This is a genomic window from Micromonospora acroterricola (assembly GCF_003172955.1).
GTDB classification, from domain to species: Bacteria; Actinomycetota; Actinomycetes; order Mycobacteriales; family Micromonosporaceae; genus Micromonospora; species Micromonospora acroterricola.
Window position 1 is genome coordinate 1 of record NZ_QGKR01000143.1, and the last position, 26,939, is coordinate 26,939.

The window sequence follows — 26,939 nt, forward strand, 5'->3', positions numbered from 1 at the left end:
GGCGCCGGCAGCAGCGGACGGACAAGTCCTCTCGAAGGCACAAAGCCAGTCAGGCCAAGAGTCACGTCCACTACTGCCGACCATCAGCCCATCACCTCCGGGCCAACCCGGCCAGCCTCACAGTCAGACCAGGCCGGCGTCGCGCAGCAGCTTCCACAGGCCGGCGCCGTCCGGCGCGGAGAGCCACTTCTGCCCCACCGGCCCCGCCGACGGGCGGCCGGCCGGCGCGGGCAGGCTACCGGCCAGCACCGACTGGGCCGGGGAGAGCCGGCGGATCGCCACCCCCGCGACGTTCTCCGGGTGGGCGGCGGCGAACTCCCGGTAGATCTCCTGGTCGTGCTGGCCGTCGTCGCCGACCAGCAGCCAGCGCACGTCGGGGAACTCCCGGGCCAGCCGGGCCAGCGTGACCCGCTTGTGCTCCATCCCGCTGCGGAACCAGCGGTCGGCGGTCGGGCCCCAGTCGGTGAGCAGCAGCGGCCCGGCCGGGTAGAGGTGCCGGGACAGGAACCGGGTCAACGTCGGCGCCACGTTCCACGCGCCGGTGGAGAGGTAGAAGACGGGCGCGCCGGGGTGCCCGGTGACCAGCCGCTCGTAGAGCACCGCCATGCCGGGCACGGCGGCGCGGGCGTGCTCGTCGAGCACGAACGTGTTCCACGCGGCGAGCAGCGGCCGGGGCAGCGCGGTCACCATCACCGTGTCGTCGATGTCGGAGAGGATGCCGAACCGGACGTCCGGGTCGAGGATGCGCACCGGCGCGTCGACCGGCTCGGCGTCCGGCACGCTGAGCCGGACCGTGCCCCACCCGGGCGGCAGGTCGGCCTCGACCAGCGTGTCGACGAAGCCGCTGCGGTCGGCCCGGGCCTCGCAGCGCACGCCGCCGGCCTCGATGGTCACGGTGACGTGCTTGGCAGGCAGGGTGGTGAAGCTGCGCCAGCCGCGGACCTTGTCCAAGCGGCCCCGCTGGCGGGTGTCGGGACGGCCCAGCAACACGCGGCACATCACCCGCACCCAGCCCGGCGAGCCGTAGCCGGTGTACGCGACGATGTTCATCCGCCAGCCGGTGCGCCGCAACCGGCGCTCCACGAGCTGGTGCACGGCGTCCTCGATCCGCGCGGCCCGGTGCAGGTTCGGTACGGCCAGCTGGCCGGCGGGAGTGGGTGGCACGCGCCAACCCTGCCACACGTCGACAGCCACGGCCACGTGAGCGACTCCGGCTGCGCCGAACCACCCCGGCCGCCCCGCCGTCCGTGAAACACTCCGGTCGGGACGACGACGGGGGCGTTGGTCGTGTCGCATCCGAAGCAGCACCGTGGGCGTTGGCGCCCGCGACTCGACCGGCCGGCGCTCGTCGCGCTGCTGTTCGGGCTGGTCGGCGTCGGGTACCGGCTGGTCCTGACGCTGTACACCGTGCCGGTGTCGAACAGCGACGAGGCCACCTTCGGCCTCGCCGCGCTGCACATCGGGCAGGGCCGGGAACGACCGGTCTTCCTCTACGGCCAGCACTACATGGGGATGCTGGAGTCGTACCTGGCGGCGCCGCTGGTCGCCGTGGCCGGGCCGAGCTGGCCGGTGCTGCGGCTGCCGATGCTCGCGCTGTACGCGGTCTTCCTCTACCTGATCTACCGGCTGACCCGCCGGCTCTGCACGCCGTGGTTCGCCGCCTTCGTGGTCGGTCTGCTCGCGCTCGGGCCGGAGCGGGTGGTGCGCGACCAGCTCACCGTCGTCGGGGGGCGGCCCGAGGTGAAGCCGGCGGTGCTGCTGATGCTGCTGATCACCGTGGGGCTGGCGGCCGGCACCGTGCGCCACCGGTGGCTCGCCGTCGGGCTGTTCGGCCTGCTCGTCGGGCTGGCCGCCTGGTCGGACTGGCTGATCCTGCCCTACCTGGCGGTGGCCGGGCTCGCCCTGGTGTGGGCGGTGCGCCGGGAGCTTCTCGGCTGGTCCGGCCTGCTGCTGGTGGCCGGCGTCGTGGTCGGGGTGGCCCCGATGATCTACGACAACCTTCGTGCGGCGCCGGGTGAGGACTCGCTGTCGGTGTTCCGGGAGGTCAGCACCAAGGCCGGCCCGCTGCCGCCGTGGTCCGACCGGATCCGGGGCGGCCTGCTGGAGGGGGTGCCGCTGGCGCACGGGCTCTGCCCCGTGGACGGCTGCGGTCGCTGGCAGCAGGGGTTCGGGCTGCTCTATCCGGTGCTGCTGGTGGCCGCCGCGGTGCTCGCGGTGCTCGCGTACCGCCGGGCCGCCGGAGCGTCGCGCGGGGAGCGGGTCCGGCCGGTGGTGCAGCTCGCGCTGGTCGCCGGCGCCACGTTGACCCTGCTGTCGTACGTGCGCTCCCCGCTCGCCGCGACCAGCCCGCTGGACAACGCCCGCTACCTGTCGGTGCTGCAACTGTCGCTGCCGGCGGTGCTCTGGCCGCTCTGGGTGGCCGCGGTCGCCTGCTGGCGGGGAACCGTCGGCGCGCTCGGCCGGCTCACCGGCGCGCTGGCCACGGCCATCCTGGCCGCCCTGACCGCGACCACGCTGGTGATCACCGTGCTCTTCGCGACCACCGGTGTCGGTGCGTCCCGGACCGAGGAGCGTCAGGCCCGGGAGCTGGCCACCGCGCTGCGCGCCGACGGCCCCCACGAGGTGTACGGGGACTACTGGACCTGCAACCGGCTGATCTTCAACACCGACGAGACGGTGATCTGCGGTGTGCTCGACGGCGACCTGTCCCCCGGGCAGAACCGGTACCTGCCGTACTGGCGGCAGGTCGGCCGGGCCGAGCGACCGGGCTACGTGGTGGAGGTCGGCTCGCCGATGGACCGGCGGCTGCGTCGACTGCTCGCCGACCGGCCCGACGCGGCACCGGTCCGCGAGGTCGGCGGCTATCGGGTGTACCACCCCGACACCCCGGTCCGGCCCTGGCGGTAGCGGCGGGTCGTACGCTGGCCGGGCCGGCGCGCGGGGCGCCGTTCCGCCCGTCGAGGAGACCCGATGCTCATCCTGCTGCCGCCCTCGGAGGGGAAGGCCGACGCCGGCACCGGTCGACGGTGGTCCCCGGACCGGCTCTCGCTGCCCGAGCTGACCCCGGCCCGCGAGCGGGTGCTCGACGCGCTCGTGATGCTGAGCTCCGGGCCCGAGGAGGAGGCGGCGCGGACGGCGCTCGGGCTCAGCGAGGGCCAGCGCGGCGAGCTGCGCCGCAACGCCCGGCTGCGGGTGGCGGCCACCGCGCCGGCCGCGCAGATCTACACGGGCGTGCTCTACGAGGCGCTGGAGCTGGCCTCGTTGCCGGCGGCGGCGCAGCGGGCGGCCCGACGCTCGATCCTGATCAGCTCCGGCCTGTGGGGCGCTGTCCGGCTGGCCGACCGGATTCCTCCGTACCGCTGCCCGATCGGCGCCCGGCTGCCCGGAGTGGGGGCGCTGTCGGCGTACTGGCGGCCGGTGCTGGCACCCGTGCTGTCGGGCGCGGCCGGCTCCGGGCCGGTGCTCGACCTGCGCTCCGGCGCGTACGCGGCCACCTGGACGCCGCGCGGAGAGCTGGCCGAGCGGACGGTGACCGTGCGGGTGCTGCACGAGCGTGAGGTCGACGGTGTGCCGGTCCGTTCGGTGGTGAGCCACTTCAACAAGGCGACCAAGGGGCGGCTGGTCCGTGACCTGCTGGTCGCCGGAGCCCGTCCGCGTACGGCCGCGGAGCTGGTCGGCACGCTGCGCGAGCTGAAGCACACCGTCCTGGAGCAGGCCGCCGCGCCCGGCCGGGTGCGGCAGGTGGATCTGGTGGTCACCGACCTGTAGGGGCCGGGGCAGGCGCAAGATTTGCTCAAGGCTCGGCGCGACCGGTTCCGCAACGGCGGCGCAGGGGCCACGGTAGGGGCACCACGACTCCGACAAGGGAGCCCCTCCGTTGGCCCTCGAACCCGCCCTGCTTGACCGGCCCCGTTCCCCCGCGACGCCACCCCCGCTGGACTGGCTGACCCTGGGTGACGCGTTCGAGGCCGCCTGCCTGCTGCGCTGTACGCCACGGCCGACGTCCGCCCGGCCGACGGCGGCGCTCCCGTCGCACTCGCCGGGGGTGGAGTTCAACCGGGAGGACGCCGCGCAGCGGATGCGGCAGCTGCTCGCCCGGCTGGACATCCCCGTGACCCACGAGGTGGCCGTCGGCGGCCTGCGCCGCCGCTACGAGCTGCACCGGCTCTGGGTGCCCCGGGAGCACCGTGGCGCGTACGCCAGGATGCTGGACGCCGGCTGGTGGCAGGGGCGTCGGGAGTTGCTCGGCGGTCCGCTGCCCGGTGCCTCGCCGGCCCGCCGGCGGTGGGTGTCCCGGCTGGCCGCGGCGGCCTGGCGTTCGGCGCTGCTGGCCGGCGGGCGGCACGTCCGGCGGCACATCCTCGGTGTGCGGCTCACCGACCGGGAGCTGGCCGCGGTGCTGATCCGTGGCGCGGCCGTGCTCGACGTGCCGGCCCTGCTCAGCCCCGGCACGGGCTGTTTCCTGGTGAGCGTCGCCGACGGGCCGGACCGGGAGCGGATCCTGCGCAGCGCAGCGATGGAGCCGGCCCGCGCAGCGGCGTCGCCGCCCGCGGTCCCGACGGGGATGCCGCCGGAGCGCCGCCCCGCCTGCTGACACCGGGCCGGGCCCGCATCCACCAGCCCCCGGACGGGCTTGCGCGCACCGGTCCGACGGCGCACAGTGCACCGCGTGAGTCGTACCTCGTCCAGCCCGCCCGGCTGCCGCCGCACGGCGGCGCTGCTGACGCTGCTGCTGGCCGTGGCCCTGACCGGTGCCGCCAGCTGCCGGGACGCCCCGGCCGAGCCGGTGCCGATCCGGATCGCCACCGGCAGCCCCACCGCCGTCTACTACGCCTTCGGGCAGTCCCTGGCGGCCATCCTCAACCGGGAGCTGCCCGGCGTGCGGGCCAGCGTGGTGATCACCGCCGCCTCGGCGGAGAACGTCCGGCTGGTCGGTTCCGGGGCCGCCGAGCTGGGATTCACCCAGGCGGACGTGCTGCCCACCACCACGACGGACGGCCCGACCGTCGACGCGGTCGCCCGGGTGTACGACGACCAGCTCCACCTGGTCACCACCGGCGGCGGACCGGTGCGCACGGTCGCCGACCTGCGCGGGCGGCGGGTCTCCGTCGGCGCGCCCGGATCGGGCACCGAGATCACCGCGACCCGCCTGCTCGAGGTGGCCCGGCTGGGCGGTGACGAGGTGCGACGGGAACGGCTCGGGCTGGACGACTCGGTGCTCGCGCTACGCGCCGGGCGGATCGACGCGTTCTTCTTCTCCGGCGGGCTGCCGGTGCGGGGCATCGAGCAGCTCGCCGGGCGCAGCGCCACCCGGATCGTCGACCTCGGCGAGTGGACGGAGCCGCTGCGCGCCCGCTACGGCCAGGTCTACGTCTCCCGGGATATCCCCCGCTCCGTGTACGGGGTGGACCCGGTGACCACGGTCGCGAACCCGAACTACCTGGTCGTCCGGGCCGACCTGCCGGAGCGGCTGGTCCGGGACGTGACCAGGCTGTTGATGGAGCGGCGGGCCGAGCTGGGCGCCGCGCACCCGGCGGCGGGGCGGATGAGCCCCCGCTCCGCGATCGCCACCGCACCGCTGTCGCTGCACCCCGGCGCCGCCGCCTGGTACCGCGCCGCCAAACCCTGACGTCCGCCGCTACCGGGCGGGGGTGGGCCGCAGGTCGGCGCAGGGCTCGTCGTCCGCCGGCTCGGCCGCCGCGTCGGGCTCGGGCGCCGGGAACCACAGGCCGGCGACCAGCCCACGCGGCTCCCCGGGGCGCATGGTGAGCCGCCCGTCGGAGGCGTCCACCAGCACCGCGGCGATGGTCAGGCCGAGCCCGGCGCCGTCCACGTTCTGCGCGTCCGGCGCCCGCCAGAACCGCTCGGTGGCCTGGCCGAGCTGACTCTCGGTCATGCCCGGGCCGGTGTCGCGCACCTCCAGGGCGACCCCGTCGTCGCGGCGGCTCACCGTCACCGTCACCGCCCCGCCGGCCCCGCTGAACTTCACCGCGTTGTCGATCAACGCGTCCAGCGCCTGGTCGACGGCGGTCGGCACGGTCCGGGCGTACGCCGGGGCGCCGGCCGTGGCGAGCCGCAGCGCGACCGACCGGTGCCGGGCCAGCGGCGCCCACGCGGCCACCCGGGACGCGGCCACCGCGGCGGCGTCCACGGTGATCCGCTCGTTCTCCTCGCGTTCGGCCCGCGCCAGGGTGAGCAGCGCGTCGAGCACGAGAGCCAGCCGGTCGGTCTCCTCCAGCGCCAGCCGGTGCTCGGAGCGCCCCTCCGGGTCGGTGAGGCTGGGGCCCAGCTCCTCGACCCGCAACCGCAGCGCGGTGAGCGGGTTGCGCAGCTGGTGGCTGGCGTGCGCGACGAACGCGCGCTGCCGGTCCATGACGTCGGAGACGACGTCGGCCATGTGGTTGAAGCTGGCCGCGAGGCGACGCAGCTCCGGTGGGCCGAGCCGGTGCTGGACCCGGGCGCCCCGGTCGCCCTCGGCGATCTCGTGGGTGACCGCGTCCAGCTCGGTGACCGGGCGCAGCACCCACCCGGCCAGCCCGAACGCGGTGAGCACGCAGGCCAGCACGGTGAGCATGCCGGCCAGGGCGAGCAGCAGCCACCAGGCGGTGACGGTCCGACGGATCGGGTCGGCCGGCGTCACGATCACCACCGCGCCGAGCACCTCGCCACCGTCGTTGATGGGCACCGCCACGACCACCGCGCCGGCCGTCCACGGCCAGACCGAACCGGGAGCGCTGGTCTGCTGCCCGGACAGCGCGATGTCCAGTGCCGTGGTCGTGCCCGTGGCGGGCTGCCAGTTCACCGAGGCGACCACGGTGTCCCGGTCCCGGTCGACGACCGCCGCGCCGAACGCGTAGAGCTCCTCGTAACTGCGCAGCTCCGCCTCGAGCGGGCCCGACCCACCGCCGCGCAGCGCCGGCCCGGCCAGCGACGCGAACCGGGTGGCGTCGGCGAGCCGGTCGGCGCGTACCCGCTCGGTCTCGCGACTGGCCAGCGTGATGGCGAGCGGCGTCTCCAACGCGATGAGGACGAGCACCATCAGCAGCAGGTAGCTGATCACCAGTCGACGGCGCACCGCAGCCCCTCACGCATCGCGCAGCCGGTAGCCGACGCCGCGTACGGTCTCCACCAGGCGAGCGTCGCCGAGCTTGCCGCGCAGCGACCCGACGTGCACCTCGACGGTGTGCCGGTCGGTCCAGGTGGTGCCCCAGGCGTCGAGCAGGATGCGGTCGCGCGGCACCGCCACCCCGGGCTGGCGGGCCAGCGAGAGCAGCACGTCGAACTCCTTGCGGGTCAGCGTCACCGCACGGCCGTCCACCGTCACCGTCCGGGCGGCCACGTCGATCCGCACCGCCCCCGCCTCGATCAGGTGCCGCTCCGGCGCGGCGTTCGCGGCGCGGCGCAGCACCGCCTCGATCCGGGCCTGCAACTCCACCATCGAGAACGGCTTGACCACGTAGTCGTCCGCGCCGAGGCGCAGGCCGAGCACCCGGTCACGTTCCTCACCCCGGGCGGTCACCGCGATGATGCCGAGCTGGCTGCTGCGCCGGCGCAGCTCCCGGCACAGGTCGGTGCCGTCCCCGTCGGGCAGGGTCAGGTCCAGCAGCACCAGGTCGCACGGGGCGGCCGAGAGCGCCGCGGCGACGGTGGCCGCGTGCTCGACCTCGTACCCCCGGCGGGTGAGCGCGGAGGAGAGCGCGGCGGCCACCCGGCGGTCGTCCTCCACCAGCAGGATCCGCACCCGTGCCCCCGTCCGTCGCAGCGCCGTCCTGCGAATGGTGGCAGAAGGACCCCGGGAGCGGGAGGGCCGCCTCCCCGGTGGCTCGGCTAGAGGCCGAAGACGTCGTCGGCGACGGCGTCGCGGACGCCGTCCACGAAACCCCGGAAACCCGGGTCGTCGTGGCGGACCGGCACGCTGGTGACGTTCACCCCGCTGGCCTGGGTGACCGCGTCGACCAGGGGTGGGTAGTCGATCTCGGCGTCGCTGAAGGCGTCATCGTCCGCCTCGGCCAGGTTGATCACGTGCTGTACGTCGTCGGACGGGGTGTCGGGGTCCTCCGCCCACTCGCCGCCAGCCCGGTAGCACTCGTCGTACAGCCCGCGCTGGCTGTCGGTCCAGTCGTCCTCGTAGCTCGCCATCGCCCATCCCTCCGCGGCCGCTCCACCTGAGCATGCCCGGTGGGGGGCGACGACCGCGGCGGTACCGGCGAAAACCGGGCGGGGCGGCGGCGGAGCCCGCCGTAGGCTGCCGCTGTGATCTACAAACTGCTGCCGACGGCCGAGTGGAACGACGCTCTCGCCGCCGGCGTCTTCGCCGGCACGGTCCTGGACCACGAGTCCGGCTTCGTGCACCTCTCCGGTCCGGCCCAGGTGGTCGAGACCGCCCGCCGGTACTTCACCGGGGCGACCGGGCTGACCCTGCTCAGCGTCGAGGAGGAGCGACTGGGCGACGCGCTGCGCTGGGAGCCGTCGCGCGACGGGCAGCTCTTCCCGCACCTGTACGGCCCGCTGCCGGCGACGGCGGTGGTGGCGGCGCGGGCGCTGCCCGCGGACGTCCCGGTCGCCGACGCGGTGGCCGCCCTGCTGGGCTGACGCGACCGCGCCCGGTCCGACGGGTGTCGGGCCGGGCGCGGATCACGAACGCGCGCTTCAGCGGCAGAGGCGGGCGATCTCCTCCTGGAACCGGTCCATCGGGTTGGCCTCGGCGGGGCCGAGCAGGTAGGTCTTCAACTCCCGGCGGGCCTCTGTCATCGGGTCGTCGCCGGCCCGGGTCACGGCCACGATCTTCTCCAGCTCACCGCAGTCCGTAGAGAGCAGGTATGCGGCCCGCGCGGTCGGGTACTCCCGGCGGAACTCGTCCTCCGACAGGCCGGCCGGGTTCGCCACCACGTACGGCCGCTGGCTCTGCACGAAGTCGGACACCACACTGGACACGTCGCTGATCAGCAGGTCGGTCTGGTTGAAGCAGTCGAACAGCGCCGGCGTACGACCGGTGACCACGAGGTGCTCGGTGCCGTCCAGGGAGGCCGCGTCCGGGTTGCCACCGGCGGCGCGGATGGCCTGCACGAGCCGCTCGTGCACGGCCTTCGCCGCCTTCGACCGCGAGCCGGTGAGCGGGTGCGGCTTGTAGATCAGGCGCACCCGGGGGTTGGTGGCCAGCAGCCCCTTGACGATCCGCTCGCCCATCAGCACCAGCGAGGTGTGGTACGGGTCGTCGTCGAGCCAACCCTCCCAGGTCGGCGCGTAGAGGACGGTGAACGGCCGGGTCACCGACTCGGCGCCGAAGGTGTGCACACCGGCGAGCTGCGGCCGGCCGATCTCGACGATGTCCGAGTCGAGCACGCCCACCCCGGCGCGGGCGTACCGCTCCCGGCCGGCCAGGCCGGCGACCCAGACCTCGTCGTACACCTTGCTGTACGGGTTGACGCTGGCCTGCTTGTCGCTGTCGCCGTGCCCGACGAAGACGTGCTTCGTGCCGGGCTCGCGGAGCATGTGGATGTTCGCGCCGACGTTCGCGGCGTAGAGCGCCGCGCGGACGCTGCCCAGCTCGAGGTTCATGAAGTCCACCCCGGCCGGTACGCAGATGACCGGCAGCCGGGTGTCGGCCAGCTCGGCGAACGCCTCCCGGCTCCGCATCAGCACCACCGCGCGCTGCTGCAGCGCCTCGGTCGGAGCGAGCCACATGTTCGCCTGGTAGACGTCCTTGGCGGGGCCGGCGAAGTAGAGCGCCACCTCGGGCTTGTAGCTGTCGAGCCAGCGCTGGACGGCGGGCAGCAGCGGGCTCTGCCCGGAGCCCCGGCCGCGCAGCCACGTCAGCGCGACGATCGCGCCCACCGCGCCGGTGGCCACCACCGCCACGACGGCGGCGACGAAGAACGGCGTCGGGTCGTGCTGCACCGCGGCGGCCACGGCGGCCGGCACCAGCAGCAGATTGAGCAGGGGCATCCGGTCGCCGGCGACCGCCGCCGCCCAGGCCGGCGGCCGGGGGGCCGAGCGCAGCGGGCCCAGCTCGATGTTGCGCACGAGGGCGGAGAGCGGGTTACGACGGTCGATCATCGTGGAGAGCGCGCCGGCGAAGACCGAGACGACCCACACCGCGGCCGGCAGGACCAGCAGCATGGTCAGCTCGACGCCGCTGAGCGCCACCTCCGCGACGACCAGCAGCACGGCGGCGAGGTCGCGGGTCAACTGCCGGTACGACCAGTGCAGGCCGACCTTCTCCAGCAGCACCTGCGAGGGCGGTGACCAGCGGGCGATGGCGAACTCGCCGATCACCGCGGCCAGCCCGGCGACGACGAACAGCCCGACCCAGCCGAGGGCGCCGGCGCCGAGCATGACCAGGTAGGACAGCACCAGCAGCGCAGCTTGGGCGGCCACTCCGATACGTCCAGTCAACGTGCCGAACAACGAGTTTCGCTCCCTACGATTGATGACCGGCTTGGGCAGGTGCTCCCCGACGTTGGTGCGCCGGGCGACCCCGAGCCGACGCAGGGCGCCGAGGCACCCCGCCGTGTCGCCGTTCGGCCGCTTCCCCGCTTTTCGCGCAGGCCGTTTCCTCTGACCGTGCTCCTGAAGTCCAGTGTGCCGCGCGGCAGCCCGTGATCCAGGGACCGGCCGTCGGCGCGTGACTGCGACCTTAACGCGAGAGGACAGGGAGGTATCGCCCGGGTTCTGAATGACATTCCGGTCAAACCCCCGCCGCGTCTTCCCGGCCCGCGGTGCACGCCGCCACCGGCGGACGCTCCCGGCCGCATCCGACGGTGCCCGCGCCGTACGGCCGGAGCGCCCGCGCGATGGCATCTGCGCAGGTCAACCGCCGCTGGTGGACGTGCCGGACGTCGTGGTGCGGTAGCAGATCATCCCACCCGGGGACTTGCGCGAGGCGACCTGCACCAGACCCAGGGCGGGCGCCGCGTCGTTGGCGGCCTTGTTGGTCCTCCACAGGCAGACCGCGCTCACGTCGACCCGGCGAAGGGCGGCGTCGACCTCGGAGACCGGGACCGGTTCGACGCCGTCGGCGAACCTGCCGAGCAGCAGCCGGTCCTTCGAGAACTGGGTGTCGATGCCGTAGTCGGTGAGGTAGAGATCCCGGGCCATCACCACCCGGACCCGCGTCGTGACCTGGGGCATGGCCCGCATGACCGACGTGGGGGCGAGCACCAGACCCTTCGGCAGATCCTGCCTGGTGATCCAGAACGTCACATTCTTGCGTGTCTCCGGGATCCGCCAGGTCGGCTTCGACTGAACCAGGTCGTTCGTCCACATCGGTTTGCCCTGGGTGTAGAAGACGGCCACCAGGGCGACGGGAAGCACGAAGGCCAGGACGCGGTTGACGCGGGCCAGGCCGGGCAGGCGGATGACGGCCAACATGCCGACGAGTGCCGGCACCGGCAGGATCCACGGCACCCGCCAGAGCACCGCCCGCAGACCGCTGACATCACCCGCGACCTTCAACAACCCGGGAATCATCAGGACCGTCACCGCCAGCACGGCACCCGCGGCGAGTTGCCGCGGCACGCCGCGGCGGAGCAGGAGGGGCGACCACCACACGGCGAGCCCACCGATGACCCCGAGGATGCCGAGCCACAGGGTGAGCTCGTAGATGGTCCGCAGGGGCAGCAGCGGGGCGTACGTGGCAACGGTCTGCTCGATTCCGCCGCGCAGGACCTGAACGAGCACGCCTGACACCAGGGGGTAGACCGAGGCGGCCGCGAAGCACAGGGCGGCCGCCCGCAGTCTCCGGGTGGCGATCAGCACCACGCAGGCTGCCGCGCTGAGCAGGGGCAGCAGCATGACCGCCGTGGTGGTGTAGCCGACGCTGGCCACGGACAGCAGAGCGAGCAGGACCAGGGCACGCCGCGAACGGCGCTCCAGGTAGTCGGTGAGGTACACCCAGGCGAGTGGCACCAGGGCGTGGACGAAGACGCTCTTGCCCTGGGTCAGACGGGGCAGGTGGTAGGTGTTCAGGGCGTCGGCGTAGTAGGCCACGAGCAGGATGTAGGCCGCCGCCACGCCGAACACGACCAGCGGACGCCGTGGGGCCCACCGCTGCACGAGCCGCCACAGCGCGAAGATCGCGAAGACGGCGAGCACCGGCAGCAGCAGATACCACGTCGCCGACGCCGCGTGCATGTGCAGGACGCGGGCCAGCGCCCCGATGAACACCTCGAAGGAGGGCAGCGGCGGGTTCGCCGAACCGGCGGGCAGAACGCCCTCCGTGAACAGGAAGTCCCGGAACGGGATCTCGTCGCGCTCGGCCACCCAGACGGACTTGCCGACGTAGAAGACGTCGTCGAGTGACACCCGAGCGATCAGCGTGCCGAAGTAGGCGGCGGCCAGGGAGACGGCGATGACCACGTACGCCTGCGCCGGTGTGGTCTCCCGGGTGACCGGCGCGGCGCCCGCGTCGGCCGGTGCGCCCCGGCGGGGCAGAGCCAGCCAGGCGGACACCACCGAGACCAGGCCGAGCGTGGCCGCCAACCACCAGCTCAGAGTGCCGGTGCCGAGGGCGGCGAACATCGCCGCGCCGACCGCGGCCCCGACGGGCAGGGCGTAACGACGCAGCAGCGCCGCCCGGTCGGCGGGCAGCTCCGCCGGCGTGGTCGCCGTCTCGTCGTCGGCGGGTCGTGGCACGACGTCCCGCCGCCGAAGCTTCCAGGACGCGTACGCGGTGACCGGCAGCAGGACGAGCCAGGCGATGAAGACGACGGAGGGACGCAGGTTGAGGCCGAGGTTGAGGTGGTAGAGCAGTGTCCAGAGCGCGAAGCCGACCACCGCCGCGTCGGTGAACAGGACGGGTGCGGCGGCCACCCCGGCGTTGAGCTGCCCGATCAGGCCACGACCCCGCCCGGACCGGCTCGCCGGAGCACCTGCGCTCGGGGCGGTCCTCTGGTCGGCTGGCGCTGGTGCCACAACAGCGTCTTCGACTTTCGTCACGGTCGTCCTTGTCGTCCTGCGGCGGATGAGGGGCGAAAATTTGATGTCTGCTCGGTGACAGCCGGGTGTCAAAGGGGCAGCCTAGCGGAGCGGAACGGCATCTCCGGTCCCCGGTTCAGCGGGTGTCGGGCGTCCGGTCAGCCCGATCGGCGGCGTCCGTGGATGGGGAAGGGCGGCGTCCGCGCCGAGCCCGACGGCCACGGATTCGACCAGGTTGTCGAGGTAGCTGTCGGTGAGGGGCAGGCGGGCGATGGCGAGCCGCCAGTAGAGCGGGCCGACGATGAGGTCGACCGCGGCGTCCGGGTCGGTGTCGGCGGGCAGCTCGCCGCGCTGCACCGCGTGCGCGACCAGGCGGCCGCCGATGTCCTGCTGGCGGGCGTGCAGCACCTGACGGAGGGTCTGGTCGATGGTGGGGTTGCGGGCGGCCTCGGCCAGCAGGTCCGGGATGATCTGCGAGGCCAGCGGGTGGCGCAGCGCGTGGGCCACGGCCTGGAACAGCAGCGCGAGGTCGCCGCGCAGGGTGCCGGTGTCCAGCGCCGGCAGCTTGCCGTGCGCCGCGGCGGCGACGATCTCCAGCACCAGGTCGAGCTTCGAGCTCCACCGCCGGTAGATCGCCGTCTTGCTGACGCCGGCCCGTCGGGCCACCGCCTCGATGGAGAGCCGGCCGTAGCCGACCGCCGCGAGCTCCTGCATCAGCGCGCGCCGGATGGCCGTGGTGATCTCACCACGAAGCACCGCAGCGCCGGCCGGGGCCCGCCTCTTCTCGGTCGTCACCAGGGACTCTTCTCGCAGGTCACGACGACCAGAGTAGCGCAACGACGGTACGGTTGCGTCCCGACGTGTTTCGGACTACTGTCCACGCAGCGACGAGGCGGCGCTCCGCGCACACATCCCACTAGGATTCCATCGTCGCGAGCAACCCGTCTGCACGAAAGATCGGAGCGCCATTTCCATGGCCACCACCGCGCTGGTCGACCCCGACACGGGCCTGACCCAGGCGCAGCTGGCCGCTCGGCACGGGCTCCGGGTCGCTGGTGAGCGACCCACCCTCGTCGAGTACAGCCGCCGACTGTGGGCGTACCGGCACTTCATCGCCGCGTACGCCAACGCCAAGCTGGTCGCCTCGTACAGCAACGCCAAGCTGGGCCAACTCTGGCAGGTGCTCACCCCGCTCACCAACGCGGCGGTCTACTACCTGATCTTCGGGGTGGTGCTGGCGCAGAACAGCGTCCCCAACTACATCGCCTACCTGACCACCGGCCTGTTCATCTTCAACTTCACCCAGAGCGCGATGCTGGCCGGCACCCAGTCGATCAGCAGCAACCTGGGGCTGATCCGGGCGCTGCACTTCCCCCGGGCCAGCCTGCCGCTGTCCACGACGGTGACCCAGTTCCAGCAGTTGCTGGCCTCGATGGTGGTGCTGGTCGGCATCGTGCTGGTCACCGGCGAGCCGATCACGCTGGACTGGCTGCTGCTGGTGCCGGCCCTGCTCCTGCAGGCGGTGTTCAACGCCGGCGTGGTGCTGCTGGTGGCCCGGATGGGCGCCAAGGCCAGCGACCTCAAGCAGGTCATGCCGTTCATCCTGCGCACCTGGATGTACGGCTCCGGTGTCCTCTACAGCGTCAGCCTCTTCGAGCGGCTGCCCGGCTGGGCGACGACGCTGGTCCAGTTCAACCCGCTGCTGGTCTACATCGAGCTGGCCCGGTACGCGCTGCTGGAGCAGGCGCCGCTGCTCAACGAGTCGCTGACCCAGCTCTGGCTGGTCGGCGCGGCGTGGGCAGTGGTGGCCGGCATCGGCGGGTTCATCTACTTCTGGCGCGGCGAACAGGAGTACGGCCGTGGTTGAGCACATGAACGCCTTCGACGAGGCGACCGTCTCCCTGCCCGTGCTGACGGAGCGCATCCCGACCGTGGTGGTCGACGACGCGCACATCATCTACCGGGTGCACAAGGGCGCCACCGGTGGCACCACCCCGGTGGCCGCGCTGCGCCGGCTGGTCAAGCGCACCAACGCACCGAACGTGCGGGAGGTGCACGCGGTGAAGGGAGTCTCCTTTACCGCGTACCGGGGCGAGGCGATCGGGCTGATCGGCAGCAACGGCTCCGGCAAGTCCACCCTGCTGCGCGCCATCGCCGGCCTGCTGCCGGTCAACCGGGGCGCGATCCACACCCAGGGGCAGCCGTCGCTGCTGGGCGTGAACGCCGCCCTGCTCAACGACCTCTCGGGTGAGCGCAACGTCACCCTCGGTTGCCTCGCCATGGGGATGCATCCCGACGAGGTGGCCAAGCAGGCCGCGGGGATCATCGACTTCTCCGGGATCAACGAGCGGGGTGACTTCGCCAGCCTGCCGATGCGCACGTACTCCTCCGGGATGGCGGCCCGGCTGCGGTTCTCCATCGCCGCCGCCAAGAAGCACGACGTGCTCCTCATCGACGAGGCGCTCGCCACCGGCGACAAGGGCTTCCGCAAGCGCAGCGAGCAGCGCGTACGGGAGCTGCGCGAGGGCGCCGGCACGGTGTTCCTGGTCAGCCACCAGCTCTCCTCCGTTCGCGACACCTGCGAACGGACGATCTGGCTGGAATCCGGCGTCCTGCGGATGGACGGGCCGACCGACGAGGTCATTCGGGCCTACGAGGCGTACGCGAACAGCAAGTAGCGTGCCGGCGGGCCTCCGGCATCGACACGGCGCCATCGGACCGCGTCGCCCGCGTTGGGGCGACGCGGTTCGCGCGTTAAGGTTCATTCCGTCGCCGCTCGGGCGGAACCTTCCGTTAACGCATTCCTGAGAGTGAGGATCCGGCAATGACGCAGGACCAGACCACTGGCCCGGACGCCGCAACGGAGACCCCGGCACCGTGGCGGCCCTCGCGGACGGTGGCCGTGGTGCTGGCCGGCGGCACCGGGACCCGGCTGGGCCTCGGCATCCCGAAGCAGCTGCTGAAGATCGCCGGTAAGCCGATCATCGAGCACACCCTGGCGGTCTTCGAGGCCGCGCCGGAGATCGACGAAATCATCGTGCTGATGGCCACCGGGCACGTCGACGACGCCCGGCAGATCGTCGAGAAGGCCGGCCTGCGCAAGGTCACCAAGGTGATCGAGGGCGGCGACACCCGCAACGCGACCACCCGGATCGCGCTGGACGCGGTCGGCCCGGCGGACTGCAACATCCTCTTCCACGACGCGGTGCGCCCGCTGCTCAGCGGCCGGATCGTGCGCGAGTGCGTCAACGCCCTCTGGACCTACGCCGCCGTGGACGTGGCCATCCCGTCCGCCGACACGATCATCCAGGTGGACGAGAACGACTGCATCACCGACATCCCGGTGCGCTCCCGGCTGCGGCGGGGCCAGACCCCGCAGGCGTTCCGCTCCCCCACCATCCGCGAGGCGTACCGGATCGCCGAGGGTGACCCGAACTTCGCCGCCACCGACGACTGCGGCGTGGTGCTGCGCTACCTGCCGGGCACCCCGATCAAGGTGATCGACGGCTCGGACGAGAACATCAAGGTCACCCACCCGGTCGACGTGCACCTGGCGGACAAGCTCTTCCAGCTGGCCGCCGCCCAGGCGCCCCGGCTGACCGACCACCGCAGCTACACCGAGGAGCTGACCGGCCGCACCATCGTGGTGTTCGGCGGCAGCTACGGCATCGGCCACGAGCTGACCGAGCTGGCCCGGCGCCTCGGCGCCCAGGTGTTCCCGTTCAGCCGCTCCACCACCGGCACCCACGTGGAGCGCGCCGAGGACGTCGAGGCCGCGCTGAAGACCGCCTTCGAGGCCACCGGCCGGATCGACCACGTGGTGGTCACCGCCGGGATCCTGGAGAAGGGCGCCCTGGCCGAGATGGACGAGGAGACGATGGACCGCCTCCTCCAGGTCAACTTCGTCGGCCCGGTGACCATCGCCCGGCAGTCCCTGCCGTACCTCCAGCAGACCAAGGGCCAGCTGCTGCTCTACACCTCCAGCTCCTACACCCGGGGCCGGGCCCGCTACGCGCTCTACTCGGCCACCAAGGCCGCCCTGGTCAACCTCACCCAGGCGCTGGCCGACGAGTGGGCCGACGTCGGCGTACGGGTCAACTGCATCAACCCGGAGCGCACCGCGACCCCGATGCGGACCAAGGCCTTCGGCGAGGAGCCGGAGCACACCCTGCTCGCCGCGGAGGCCGTCGCCCAGTCCTCGCTGGACGTGCTGATCTCCGACCTGACCGGCCAGGTGATCGACGTACGCCGGGCGCCCGGCGACGGGCCGTCCCCGACCGTGCCGGCCCAGTCCGGGTCGGGTCGGGTCGGGTCGCCGGCCGGTGCGGCCTCCGCGAGCTGACGCTGACGGGACGGCGGCGAACGGAGCGACATGCGTGGTGATCTGGTCCGAAAGCTGGCCGCCCGGTGCCTGAGCACCGGCCTGGCCGTGCTCGCCTTCGTCGTGGTGGCGCTGACCGGCGCCACCGGTTGGGGGCTGGCGCTGGCCGTCGCCGCGCTCGTCGCGGCGGCCGTCGAGCAGCGGATCCGGCCCGGCGCTGACCTCGTCGCCGAGACGGCGCTGATCGCCGCCGCCGTCCTGGTCGGCTACTCCCGGCGGCTGGACGACGGGCTCGACCCGGCGCTGGTCGCCACCGCCCTGCTCCTACTGGGGCTGGTGCTGCTCGTGGGGCCGCTGCGCACCGCCGGCAACCTGGAGATCCGGGCGGCCAACCTGCCCGTGCGGTCCTGGACGCCGCTGATCGCCGACCAGCTCGGCACCGCCCTGCTCGGGCTGCTCGCCGCCGTGACCCTGGCCGCCGCGCTGGCGCTGCCCGCCGCCGTGGCGCTGGTCGCCACCCTGCTGGTCGGCGTCGGCGCCGGGATGGTCGCACTGGACCTGGCCCGGCGGCGTTTCCGGCCGTCCGCCGGTGGTGGGGCGGTCGCTCGGGCGCTGCGCCGGCACCAGCCGGAGTTCCTGCTCTACTTCTCCGCCCCACCCGGCTCCGAGTACCAGGTCACCATGTGGTTGCCGTACCTGGAGCGGATCGGCCGGCCGTTCATGGTCGTCCTGCGCGAGCCGGAGTTCCTGGCGCCGATCGCCGCGGCCACCGACGCGCCGGTGGTCTACTGCCCCACCCTGAGGGCGCTGGACGAGGTGCTGGTGCCGAGCCTGCGAGCGGCGTTCTACGTCAACCACGGGGCGAAGAACAGCCACTGCATCCGGTTCACCCAGCTCACCCACGTGCAGCTGCACCACGGCGACAGCGACAAGGCGCCGAGCGCCAACCCGGTGTCGGGGATCTTCGACCGGATCTTCGTGGCCGGCCCGGCGGCGATCGACCGGTACGCCCGCGCCGGGGTGCGGATCCCGGCGGAGAAGTTCGTGGTGGTGGGCCGCCCGCAGGTCGAGTCGATCGAGGTACGCCCAGAGCCGGTGCGCGGCCTGGCCCACCCGACCGTGCTCTACACCCCGACCTGGACGGGGCACCACGCCGACGCCGACTACTGCTCACTGCCGGTGGCGGAGGAGCTGCTGCGCCGGCTGTTGGAGCGCGGCGCGACGGTGATCCTGCGGGCCCACCCGTACACCGCGCAGAACCCGGCCTCGGCACGGCAGCTCGGCCGGTTGACCGAGCTGCTGGTCGCCGACCGGGCCCGCACCGGACGGCAGCACGTGGTCGGGGCGGCGGCTCGGGAGCTGAGCCTGACCGAGTGCGTCAACCGGTCCGACGCGCTGGTCTCCGACGTGTCCGGGGTGATCTCGGACTACCTCTACTCCGGCAAGCCGTACGCCGTCACCGACATGGGCGACGAGGGCGACCGGTTCGTGGAGCACTTCCCCCTGGCCGGGGCCGGCTACGTGCTGCGGCGGGACATGTCCAACGTGGACGAGGTGCTGACCGCGCTGCTGGACGTCGACCCGCTGGCCGAGACGCGCTGGGCCACCCGCCGCCGCTACCTGGGTGACTTCCCGGCCGACTCGTACGCCGAGGCGTTCCTGACCGCCGCCCGCCGGGAGCTGGCGCCGGCGAAGACCCTGGCCGCGTCGGCGCCGGTCTAGCGACGGCAGGCTCAGCGGTAGGCGTCCAGCAGCGCCAGCACCGCCCCCGGGTTCTCCACGTGCGCGTTGTGCCCGAGCCCGGGCAGCGTGACGACCGGTACGCCGAACTCCTTGAGCTGCGCGTCGGTGACCATCTGGTCCTGCTCGCCCCGGGCCAGCACCACCGGCACGTCGGTCGCCGCGAGCAGAGCGGCGAGGCCGGGATCGCCCACGGCGAACGCGCCCGGGTCCATCGCGAGGCGCCACCGGCCGTCGACCTGACGCAGCCCGGCGTCCACCACCGGATGCTCCGGCGGGACCAGGCCGGCGAGCCCGGAGACCCGCAGGTAGCGGCGGGCCGCCTCGGCGCGGGTGGCGAACCAGCTGACCGGGCGGGCGGCGAGCTCGGCGGCGCGGGTCAGCTCGTCGGGTGACCAGACGGCCTTGATGCCCAGCCCCACCACCGCGTCCACCGGCATCCCGGAGGCGCGGGCGGCCAGCGCCAGGCCGACCACCCCGCCCAGCGAGTGCCCGAGCACGACGATCCGGTCGCAGGGCGCCAGGCCGTGGGCGATCCGCTCGGCGAGCCCGTTAAAGGAGTACGACGGCAGCGGCGCCGACCATCCGTGGCCGGCGAGGTCGGGCGCCAGCCACCGCCCGGGCCAGTGCTGTTCCAGCAGTGGCGCCCACGGCAGCCAGACGTCCCCGGTCGTCCCCATCCCGTGCAGCAGCAACAGGACCGGCCCACGGCCGCCTTGACCACCCGATTCATCCACCACGGCCGCAGTCTCCCACGGTTCGCGGCCGGGTACGAGGGTCGCCGGCGCCGGGCGCACGCGGGCACACCGACCACCGAAGATCCACTATAGAGCTCATCGGCTACTGAGCGGACCGGAAATGCCGCGGGCGCCGCCCCCTCGTGGGGGACGGCGCCCGTGGCGGCTGCGCCCGGGTCAGGCGGAGTAGCCCCGGGTCGCGATCCAGTTGGCCAGATCGATCGTGGTGATCCAGTACGACGGGTCGGCGGCGTTCGCCGAGTCGGCGATCCGCACGGTGCGACCGTTGTCCTTGTAGCCGACGACGGCGATGTAGTGCCCGCCGCCGTAGGAGTGCCAACCGCCGTCGGTGTCGGTGGCGTCCCCGGCGACGTTGGCCACCACGCCGCGGCCGTCGGTGATCGCGGCGACGACGTCGGCCTGGAGCCGGTCCATCTGGGCCGGGCTGGGGGTGCCGGCAAACATCCGGGTCCGGTACGGGGAGCCCTTCACCTCGGCGTTGAGCACGCGGGTGGTGTCCTCGGCCGAGTTGGTGCCCATCTCGGTGGTGCCCAGCTCGACCGCGAGCTCGTCCTGGGTGCGGTCGATGCCGGTGGCGCTGAGCGCGTTGCGGGTGGCCGCCGGACCGCAGTTGTAGTACGTGTTCTGCGCCTGGTAGTCGTAGTCGAGCACCTTGGTCGCGGGCGGCTTCGGCGCCGTCGGCTTCCGGGTCAGGTCCGGGTTGCTGCTGGCCTTGGCGGCGGGCGACGCGGCGCCGGTGGTCGGGGCGGCGGTGGTCGGCGATGTGCTTGCCGACGGGGGCGCGACGCGCGCCTCGCCGCGGGAGGCGACGGTGTCGCTGCGCATCTCGGCGACCGTGGCCGCGGTGTGCTGGCTGCTGGCCGGGGCGCCGTCGCCGCCGGCGACCAGGGCGCCGGTGGTGGTGGCCAGCGCGAGGACCGCAGCGGACGCGGCGGCGATCTGGTACGGGCGCTCCGTGGCGAGGCGACGGAGCTGACGCTTCAGGGTGTGGTTCACGGGGTCCTCCACGGTTCGGGGGAGAGCGGCACACCGGAGCCGGACCGGTGTCCGGGCAGGCGTCAGCGCGCGAACCGTGGTCCGCGGATGGTGAACCGCTCAGGGGATTGCCCGGCGCGGCCGGGCGGAAGGGGCGGTGACCCGGGGGGTCAGCTCACCGTCACCGGACGGATGAGCGGGGGCACCGCGGCGCCGTGGAGGCGGGGGAACAGCCGAGGGGTGGAGAGGTGCACGAGGATAAAACTCCTTCCGACACCGCCTACCGGGTTAGCTGACGGATTCGGGCGGGAAGATCGCCCTACCGCGGGCCGTGGCTCGCGGATTCACCCCGGAATTACTGATGGGTCCCCGGTTCGTTGATCACGATTGAGCGGGTCGGCGCGGCGTCGCCTCTTGCGATCGGTTACCGCACCGGACGGGACGACACTACTGGTCGGTTCGAGCCCTGCCAAGCCAGGTTCACCTGCGTAAACCTGAATTGGCGCGACAATTTCTGCGCGGATTGCCACTGACGTGACTCGATGGGACAACCGGCGACGACGGCACTGGCGGGCGACATCCGGACAGTTTGTCGAGAATGCCGCCACAATCGCGGGAAGGATCCGGCCGATTGTGCCGTCCGCCCGATTTCCCATTGCTGTGACCGGGCTCACTCGCCAATCCGGGCCGTCAGCCTACCCGGGCCGGACGCCAGCGCGCCGCGGTCGCCGGCCGCAACACGGCGGTCACCGTCCGGCGTGCCGGCGTCGGGTCCGGTCGCAGCCGGGCCGCCGCCGCGTACGCCTCCTCGGCGAGGGCGCGGGCCGACTCGGCGGCCAGCTCCGCGTCGCGCCAGGTCGACCGCTCCCGCTCGGCGGCCGCCCGGTAGTCGGCCCGCCTCGCCTCCCGAATCGCCCTGCTGAGCAGCACCTCCTGCTCGACCGGGTGCCGACGGGCATCCCAGCCGTGCCGGTGCCCGAACACGTCACTGAGCTGGCGCATGGACAGGTCGCCGCGCCAGTGCGCCGCCATCGCGGCCCGGTGCAGGTAGCGCTCACGGCCGGCGTACTCGGCCGGGGTACGCGGGGTACGCGGGGTGGGCAGCGCCCCGGCGTCGGCGAACCGACGGGCGGCGGTGTCGGCCTCGTCGTAGCCCGCCCACGCCCGCTCCACCTGCTCCTGAGCGGCCAGCCAGTCGGCACGCCGTCGGCGGGCGGTCTGCGCCGCGCCGGCCGCGGCCACGGCCACCTCCTCGGCGTACCGGCGAAGGTCGGCGGCCTCGGCCTCGGCCGCCTCCCGGGCGGTCGGCGCCACCGGCGTCGGCTCGACCGCCGCCTGGTCCCGCTCGGGGCGGGCGACCAGCACGGCGAGCACGGTCAGCGCCAGCAGGAACAGGACCGACCAGATGGCGGCGGCCTGCGGCACCTCGGTCAGGAACTGGTAGAAGACGACGGTCTCCATGGTCGGCACCTCGGGGAGATAGCGATGCGATGGGGAGCCGCACGGGTCGCGGCGGGGCCACGGGCAGGGTGCGGAGGTGATCAGTCGACGGGCGCGGCGGCGGGACGGACGTCCCGGTGGCTCAGCGCCCGGGTGGAGCCCGGGTGGCCCGGCTGGGGCGGGCGTCGGTGCGGGGCAGCCGTTCGGCGTCGGCGCCGCGCGCCAGCGTCACGGCCGTCGGAGCGGCGAGGACGGCGCCGGGGCCGGCGGCCCGCGCCGGCTGCGGGTCGACCGACGCCACCGCGGCGACGTGGCCGGTGGCCGCCTCGGTAACTCCCGGGGCCGCGTGCCCGGTGCCCGGGACCACTGCGGACGACAGCGTGAGCGAACCTGGCGCGGCCGACGAGGCGGCGGAGGCGGCGGTGAACGGCGACGGCGCGGCGCCCGACGCCTCCGGCGCGGCGGCGGAGGCCGGGGACATGCCCGCGCCGAGTGCCAGGGCGGCGACGACCGCGAGGCTGGTCAGCACCCGTGCCGCCCAACGCGCCACCCACCACAGCGGACAGGTGAGCGCGACCGGGAGCACGTCCCCACGCTACCGCCGTCGCCGGCCGGGCGCATCGACGCCGGGCGTGTCGGCTCGCGCCGCGCCGGTCGCGCCGACCCTGCTGACCAGGGTGGACGGTGTCAGCGCGCGTACGTCGACCGCTCGCCGGCCCGGCTCACTCCCCCGGCGCTCCCGACCTCCGTACTCCGGGCCTCGTCGCCGCCGGCCTCGACGCTGCCGGCACGGGCGCTGTCGCCTTGCGGGCTGCCGTCGCGTTGCCGGGGTACGACCGCCGGTCGGGCCGGGCGGCGCGGTGCGAGCAGGCGCATCATCGGGGTCTCGACGAAGCGGTGCAGCAGCCCGGCGAGGACCAGGTTGACCAGCAGGAAGCCGAGCACGACCGCCGGGCCGCGCCAGCCGCCGAAACCGGTCCCCCAGTCACCCGTCCAGCGGAGCACGGTCGTCATCACCAGCACGTGCACCAGGTAGAAGGCGAACGAGACCTCGCCGAGCCAGACCAGCGGGCGGGACCGCCACGGCGAGCGCCGGCCCCGCAGGTCCGCGTCGGCGGCAGCGGTGATCACCAGCAGGTACGCCACCGCGAGCAGGGTCGCCCACAGCTCGCCGCGGATCCACTGCGCGGCGGCCACCCAGGTGGCCACGAAGATGACACTCGCCGCGGTCAGCCCGGGGCCACGCCAGAGGCCCCGGCGCATCAGCTCGGCCGCCACCGCACCCAACCAGAACTCCAGCGACCGCACCGGCGGGAAGATCTGGGTGAACCACCAGCGGCTGGCCTCCGGCACCAGGTGCTGCGCCGGCCAGAGCGCGAGGATCAGCAACGGCAGCGCGACGACCAGCGTCCAGAGCAGCGGTGGCCGCGCCCGGCGCAGCAGCGGCAGCGCGAGGGGCAGGCAGAGGTAGAAGAACTCACAGGACAGCGACCAGCTCACCGTGTTGATGCTGTAGAACCAGCCCGGCCGGGGGTCCCAGGCCTGGAGCAGCAGCAGGTTCTCCAGCGCGGCGGCCGGCAGCACCGGGTCGGCGAACCACCAGGCGACGAGCAGCGCCGCCGCCCACAGCACCAGGTGGTTCGGATAGATCTTGGCGATGCGGCGCCGCCAGAAGGTCCGCCGGGAGTCGCCGGCACGGGCCGACCAGACCAGCACGAATCCACTGAGGACGAAGAAGAACTGCACCCCGGACAGACCGAGAGTGAACAGCGCGTCGACAACCGCCTTGTAGTCGGGCTCGGCGATGATCCGCATGGTGCCGGCGTGGAAGCCGAAGACCAGCAGTGCGGCGATCCAGCGCAGGCCGGTCAACGAGGGCAGTCGTGCCGTGGCGCTCGCCGGCCGGGCCGCCGACACGGGGGCGGTGCTCGTCATGCCGGGTTCCCGACGCTCCGCAGGGTGGCCAGCACGTACGTCTCCTCCTCGCCGCGGCGTGGGCCGGCGCGTGACGGCGACGCCCACGACGGCCCGGCAGGGCCGCACCGGGGCACACTACCGGGTCACTCCCGGGTGAACCGGACGTGTCTCATGGGTGACGAGCGTGAGGCGGACCGGCCGGGGCGCCCGCCGGTCCGCTCCGGGGAACGCCGTCCTGGGCGGTGGCCGTCACGCCGGATCCGGTCCCGACGTTCACCTGATCCTGGCCGGCTGTTCAAACACCCCACCACCGACGGTCACGTGGGATTCCGCGTCCGGCCACCCGGGTCGTCGAAGGTGGCGGCGTGGTCAATGAGCCGACGCACGCACCGCTGCTCAGCATCGTCGTGCCCGTGTACGGCGTCGAGGCGTACCTGTACCAGTGCCTCGAGTCGATCCGGGCCGACATCCCGGCCGGCGAGTCGGACGCGGTCGAGCTGATCGCCGTCGACGACGCCTCCCCGGACGGCTGCGGCGCGATGCTGCGCTCGTACGCCGCCGGCCGCGACCGGGTCCGCGTCGTGCACCTGACCAGCAACGTGGGGCTGGGCCTGGCCCGCAACGCCGGCCTCGACGTGGCCACCGGCCGCTACGTCTGGTTCGTCGACAGCGACGACTGGCTGCCACCGGGCACCATCGCGGCGGTGCTGGACCGGCTGCGCCAGCACCAGCCGGACGTGCTGATGCTGGACCACCTTCGGGTGCACGAGGACGGCCGGCGCGACGTCGACGCGAGCAGCCACCTGCTGCGCGGGGTGCCGGGCGTGGCCCGCCTCGCCGACCAGCCGCAGCTGCTGCGCGTACAGCACACCGCGTGGAACAAGGTGGTCCGCCGAGCCTTCCTGGACGAGTTGGAGCTGCGGTTCTTCCCCGGCTGGTACGAGGACATCCCCTTCAGCCACCCCCTGCTGATCGGCGCGGAGAAGATCTCCGTGCTGGACCGGGTCTGCTACCTGTACCGGCAGGGTCGGCAGGGCGCCATCACCTCCACCCGCAGCGGCCGGCACTTCGACGCGTTCGGCCAGTACGAGCGGCTGATGGACTGGGTCCGCCGGCGGCACCCGGACGAGGCGTTGCAGGCCGAGCTCTTCGAGCTGATGATCAGCCACTACCTGGTGGTGGTCGGCAACGACGACCGGCTGCACCCGCACCTGCGCCGGGCCTTCTTCCACCGGGTGGCCGAGCACTACCGCCGCTACCTGCCCACCGGTGGCTACCCCATGCCCCCGGGCGTGACCGGGCTCAAGCACCGGCTGGTGGGGCGCGGGGACTACCTGGCGTACTCGGCGCTGCGCCAGGCCCACCGGGTGGCCGGCCGGCTGCGGCGGCCCGTCCCGACGGGGGGCGCCAGCGACGACGTCGGGTCGGTGCCCGCCGACGAGGATCCGGGCCGACCGGCCGACGCCGCGACGGGAACCGGCGCGCTCGGCGCCGGCGACGTGACACCCGAGCAGCGCGACGCGCTGACCGGGAGCCGCCTGCCGTGACCGCCCGCACCGCACACCACGCCGGGAGCCGGGTCGGCTCCCGGCGCCCTGGTTTTCCAGGTCGTCCGCCCGCCGGGTGGACGACGACAGCACCACCGCACCCCGGTGCGGGCGTACCTGAGCAGAGGTCGGAATGACGGCGACAATCAAGATCGGACCGCACGCGGTCGGTGCCGGAGAGCGTCCCTTCGTGGTCGCCGAGATGTCCGGTAACCACAACGGCGACCTGGACCGGGCACTGGCCATCGTCGACGCGGTGGCCGAGAGCGGGGCCCACGCGCTCAAGCTCCAGACGTACCGGCCGGACACGATCACGATCGACGTCGACACCCCGGCGTTCCGCATCTCCGGCGGTCACGAGCTGTGGGGCGGGGAGAACCTGTACCGCCTCTACGAGCGGGCCCACACCCCGTACGAGTGGCACGCCCCGATCTTCGAGCGCGCCCGCGAGCGCGGCCTGACCGTCTTCTCGTCGCCGTTCGACGCGACCGCCGTGGAGCTGCTGGAGTCACTGGACGCGCCGGCGTACAAGATCGCCTCGTCGGAGCTGGTCGACCTGCCGCTGATCCGGTTGGTGGCCAGCACCGGCAAGCCGATGGTGATCTCCACCGGGATGGCGACGGTGGCCGAGATCGACGCCGCCGTGCGGACCGCCCGTGACGGCGGCGCGGCCGGCATCGTGCTGCTGGCGTGCACCGCGTCCTACCCGGCCCCGCCGGCGGACAGCAACCTGCGCCGGCTGCCGGTGCTGGCCGGCGCGTTCGACGTGCCGGTCGGGCTCTCCGACCACACGCCGGGCATCGGGGTGGCGGTCGCCTCGGTGGCCCTCGGCGCCTGCTTCATCGAGAAGCACGTGACGCTGGATCGGGCCGACGGCGGCGTGGACTCCGACTTCTCGCTGAACCCGGCGGAGCTGACGGCGCTGGTCGCCGAGTCGGGCCGGGCGTACGCGGCCCTGGGCGGCACCGCGATCGGCCCGACCCCGGCCGAGCGGGAGGGGCTGCGGTTCCGCCGTTCCCTCTTCGTGGTCGAGGACGTGCGGGCCGGTGACCCGGTCACCGCGCGCAACGTCCGGTCCATCCGGCCGGCCGGTGGGCTGCCCCCGGTGGAGATCGACCGGCTCCTGGGCCGGACCTTCGCCACCGACGTCCCGCGCGGCACTCCCCTGAGCTGGGACCTGATCTGACGATCAGCCCCGCCCGGCGCGCGACCGGCGCGGGGCCCCGTCGGTCATGGGGTTGTGGTGGGCGTTGCCGCCCCGCGTGCCTGTTGCGTGCCGCAGCACAACTCCGTGATCGGCGAGGGCCGGGCCGGGCCGACGCCGAT

General features: G+C 73.6%; 23 protein-coding genes and 1 riboswitch. Of the genes, 11 read left to right on the plus strand and 12 right to left on the minus strand.

Annotation, left to right across the window (positions count from 1 at the left end):
* Positions 1-123: 123 nt before the first annotated feature.
* Entirely contained in the window at positions 124-1,164 is a 1,041-nt protein-coding gene (locus DKT68_RS06925; protein WP_109816604.1) for an App1 family protein, read from the minus strand.
* 117 nt (positions 1,165-1,281) lie between these two features.
* Between DKT68_RS06925 and DKT68_RS06930 the strand changes: the two genes are divergently transcribed.
* From DKT68_RS06930 to DKT68_RS06945, 4 genes are all read left to right on the plus strand, one after another.
* Positions 1,282-2,907, plus strand: a complete 1,626-nt coding sequence (locus tag DKT68_RS06930) for an ArnT family glycosyltransferase (protein ID WP_201748935.1) — start codon at positions 1,282-1,284, stop codon at positions 2,905-2,907.
* Between the two features lie 63 nt (positions 2,908-2,970).
* Positions 2,971-3,768, plus strand: a complete 798-nt coding sequence (gene yaaA, locus DKT68_RS06935; protein ID WP_109816586.1) for a peroxide stress protein YaaA — start codon at positions 2,971-2,973, stop codon at positions 3,766-3,768.
* Positions 3,769-3,877: 109 nt separating this feature from the next.
* Positions 3,878-4,594, plus strand: coding sequence for a hypothetical protein (locus tag DKT68_RS06940; RefSeq protein ID WP_236646759.1), 717 nt, complete (start codon positions 3,878-3,880; stop codon positions 4,592-4,594).
* A 66-nt stretch (positions 4,595-4,660) separates the two neighbouring features.
* Positions 4,661-5,629 (plus strand): TAXI family TRAP transporter solute-binding subunit, encoded by a 969-nt coding sequence (locus DKT68_RS06945; protein WP_109816587.1) that lies wholly within the window; start codon positions 4,661-4,663, stop codon positions 5,627-5,629.
* A 9-nt stretch (positions 5,630-5,638) separates the two neighbouring features.
* Here DKT68_RS06945 and DKT68_RS06950 read toward each other — a convergent pair whose 3' ends face one another.
* The 3 genes from DKT68_RS06950 to DKT68_RS06960 form a co-directional block, all read right to left on the minus strand.
* The gene (locus tag DKT68_RS06950; RefSeq protein ID WP_109816588.1) at positions 5,639-7,075 is read right to left on the minus strand and encodes a sensor histidine kinase; all 1,437 of its coding nucleotides are present in this window, start codon (positions 7,073-7,075) and stop codon (positions 5,639-5,641) included.
* A 9-nt stretch (positions 7,076-7,084) separates the two neighbouring features.
* A complete protein-coding gene (locus tag DKT68_RS06955) occupies positions 7,085-7,741 on the minus strand; it encodes a response regulator transcription factor (RefSeq protein WP_109816589.1) in 657 nt (218 codons plus the stop codon).
* Positions 7,742-7,827: 86 nt separating this feature from the next.
* Positions 7,828-8,139, minus strand: a complete 312-nt coding sequence (locus DKT68_RS06960; protein WP_109816590.1) for a hypothetical protein — start codon at positions 8,137-8,139, stop codon at positions 7,828-7,830.
* Positions 8,140-8,253: 114 nt separating this feature from the next.
* On the opposite strand from DKT68_RS06960, the gene DKT68_RS06965 reads away from it, so the two are divergent.
* On the plus strand, positions 8,254-8,592 hold the full coding sequence (locus DKT68_RS06965; protein ID WP_109816591.1) for a DUF952 domain-containing protein: 339 nt from the start codon (positions 8,254-8,256) through the stop codon (positions 8,590-8,592).
* 57 nt (positions 8,593-8,649) lie between these two features.
* Here the strand turns inward: DKT68_RS06965 and DKT68_RS06970 are convergent, their stop codons facing one another.
* The 3 genes from DKT68_RS06970 to DKT68_RS06980 all read right to left on the minus strand — a co-directional run bounded on the left by DKT68_RS06970 (position 8,650) and on the right by DKT68_RS06980 (position 13,671).
* Positions 8,650-10,407 carry a CDP-glycerol glycerophosphotransferase family protein gene (locus DKT68_RS06970; RefSeq protein ID WP_109816592.1) on the minus strand — a complete coding sequence of 586 codons (1,758 nt, stop codon included), beginning with the start codon at positions 10,405-10,407 and terminating at the stop codon, positions 8,650-8,652.
* Positions 10,408-10,809: 402 nt separating this feature from the next.
* Positions 10,810-12,936, minus strand: coding sequence for a DUF6077 domain-containing protein (locus tag DKT68_RS06975; protein WP_146218306.1), 2,127 nt, complete (start codon positions 12,934-12,936; stop codon positions 10,810-10,812).
* Positions 12,937-13,017: 81 nt separating this feature from the next.
* Entirely contained in the window at positions 13,018-13,671 is a 654-nt protein-coding gene (locus DKT68_RS06980; protein WP_236646761.1) for a TetR/AcrR family transcriptional regulator, read from the minus strand.
* Between the two features lie 217 nt (positions 13,672-13,888).
* On the opposite strand from DKT68_RS06980, the gene DKT68_RS06985 reads away from it, so the two are divergent.
* The 4 genes from DKT68_RS06985 (at position 13,889) to DKT68_RS07000 (ending at position 18,958) form a co-directional block, all read left to right on the plus strand.
* A complete protein-coding gene (locus DKT68_RS06985) occupies positions 13,889-14,782 on the plus strand; it encodes an ABC transporter permease (protein WP_109816594.1) in 894 nt (297 codons plus the stop codon).
* Between the two features lie 4 nt (positions 14,783-14,786).
* Positions 14,787-15,593 (plus strand): ABC transporter ATP-binding protein, encoded by an 807-nt coding sequence (locus DKT68_RS06990; protein ID WP_109816595.1) that lies wholly within the window; start codon positions 14,787-14,789, stop codon positions 15,591-15,593.
* 146 nt (positions 15,594-15,739) lie between these two features.
* Positions 15,740-17,257 (plus strand): bifunctional cytidylyltransferase/SDR family oxidoreductase, encoded by a 1,518-nt coding sequence (locus tag DKT68_RS06995; protein WP_109816596.1) that lies wholly within the window; start codon positions 15,740-15,742, stop codon positions 17,255-17,257.
* A 30-nt stretch (positions 17,258-17,287) separates the two neighbouring features.
* Positions 17,288-18,958: a CDP-glycerol glycerophosphotransferase family protein gene (locus DKT68_RS07000; protein WP_109816597.1), complete on the plus strand. Its 1,671-nt coding sequence runs from the start codon at positions 17,288-17,290 to the stop codon at positions 18,956-18,958.
* 11 nt (positions 18,959-18,969) lie between these two features.
* Here the strand turns inward: DKT68_RS07000 and DKT68_RS07005 are convergent, their stop codons facing one another.
* From DKT68_RS07005 to DKT68_RS07025, 5 genes are all read right to left on the minus strand, one after another.
* Positions 18,970-19,716 (minus strand): alpha/beta fold hydrolase, encoded by a 747-nt coding sequence (locus tag DKT68_RS07005; RefSeq protein ID WP_109816605.1) that lies wholly within the window; start codon positions 19,714-19,716, stop codon positions 18,970-18,972.
* Between the two features lie 174 nt (positions 19,717-19,890).
* The gene (locus DKT68_RS07010; protein WP_201748936.1) at positions 19,891-20,742 is read right to left on the minus strand and encodes a C39 family peptidase; all 852 of its coding nucleotides are present in this window, start codon (positions 20,740-20,742) and stop codon (positions 19,891-19,893) included.
* 229 nt (positions 20,743-20,971) lie between these two features.
* A riboswitch (cyclic di-AMP (ydaO/yuaA leader) is annotated at positions 20,972-21,113 on the minus strand.
* A gap of 286 nt (positions 21,114-21,399) precedes the next feature.
* Positions 21,400-22,170 carry a hypothetical protein gene (locus DKT68_RS07015; protein WP_109816599.1) on the minus strand — a complete coding sequence of 257 codons (771 nt, stop codon included), beginning with the start codon at positions 22,168-22,170 and terminating at the stop codon, positions 21,400-21,402.
* Positions 22,171-22,291: 121 nt separating this feature from the next.
* Positions 22,292-22,735 carry a hypothetical protein gene (locus DKT68_RS07020; RefSeq protein WP_109816600.1) on the minus strand — a complete coding sequence of 148 codons (444 nt, stop codon included), beginning with the start codon at positions 22,733-22,735 and terminating at the stop codon, positions 22,292-22,294.
* Between the two features lie 101 nt (positions 22,736-22,836).
* Positions 22,837-24,084: an acyltransferase family protein gene (locus DKT68_RS07025; RefSeq protein ID WP_109816601.1), complete on the minus strand. Its 1,248-nt coding sequence runs from the start codon at positions 24,082-24,084 to the stop codon at positions 22,837-22,839.
* A 347-nt stretch (positions 24,085-24,431) separates the two neighbouring features.
* On the opposite strand from DKT68_RS07025, the gene DKT68_RS07030 reads away from it, so the two are divergent.
* A complete protein-coding gene (locus DKT68_RS07030; protein ID WP_109816602.1) occupies positions 24,432-25,613 on the plus strand; it encodes a glycosyltransferase family 2 protein in 1,182 nt (393 codons plus the stop codon).
* A 133-nt stretch (positions 25,614-25,746) separates the two neighbouring features.
* The gene (pseI, locus tag DKT68_RS07035) at positions 25,747-26,799 is read left to right on the plus strand and encodes a pseudaminic acid synthase (protein ID WP_109816603.1); all 1,053 of its coding nucleotides are present in this window, start codon (positions 25,747-25,749) and stop codon (positions 26,797-26,799) included.
* The last annotated feature ends 140 nt before the right edge of the window (positions 26,800-26,939 follow it).

What these genes read in the sequence shown, in the direction of transcription:
- yaaA (WP_109816586.1), top strand. Translation starts at nt 2,971, where the DNA reads ATGCTCATCCTGCTGCCGCCCTCGGAGGGGAAGGCCGACGCCGGCACC.
- DKT68_RS06960 (WP_109816590.1), bottom strand. Translation starts at nt 8,139, where the DNA reads ATGGCGAGCTACGAGGACGACTGGACCGACAGCCAGCGCGGGCTGTAC.
- DKT68_RS06985 (WP_109816594.1), top strand. Translation starts at nt 13,889, where the DNA reads ATGGCCACCACCGCGCTGGTCGACCCCGACACGGGCCTGACCCAGGCG.
- DKT68_RS06990 (WP_109816595.1), top strand. Translation starts at nt 14,787, where the DNA reads ATGAACGCCTTCGACGAGGCGACCGTCTCCCTGCCCGTGCTGACGGAG.
- DKT68_RS06995 (WP_109816596.1), top strand. Translation starts at nt 15,740, where the DNA reads ATGACGCAGGACCAGACCACTGGCCCGGACGCCGCAACGGAGACCCCG.
- DKT68_RS07000 (WP_109816597.1), top strand. Translation starts at nt 17,288, where the DNA reads ATGCGTGGTGATCTGGTCCGAAAGCTGGCCGCCCGGTGCCTGAGCACC.
- DKT68_RS07015 (WP_109816599.1), bottom strand. Translation starts at nt 22,170, where the DNA reads ATGGAGACCGTCGTCTTCTACCAGTTCCTGACCGAGGTGCCGCAGGCC.
- DKT68_RS07025 (WP_109816601.1), bottom strand. Translation starts at nt 24,084, where the DNA reads ATGACGAGCACCGCCCCCGTGTCGGCGGCCCGGCCGGCGAGCGCCACG.
- pseI (WP_109816603.1), top strand. Translation starts at nt 25,747, where the DNA reads ATGACGGCGACAATCAAGATCGGACCGCACGCGGTCGGTGCCGGAGAG.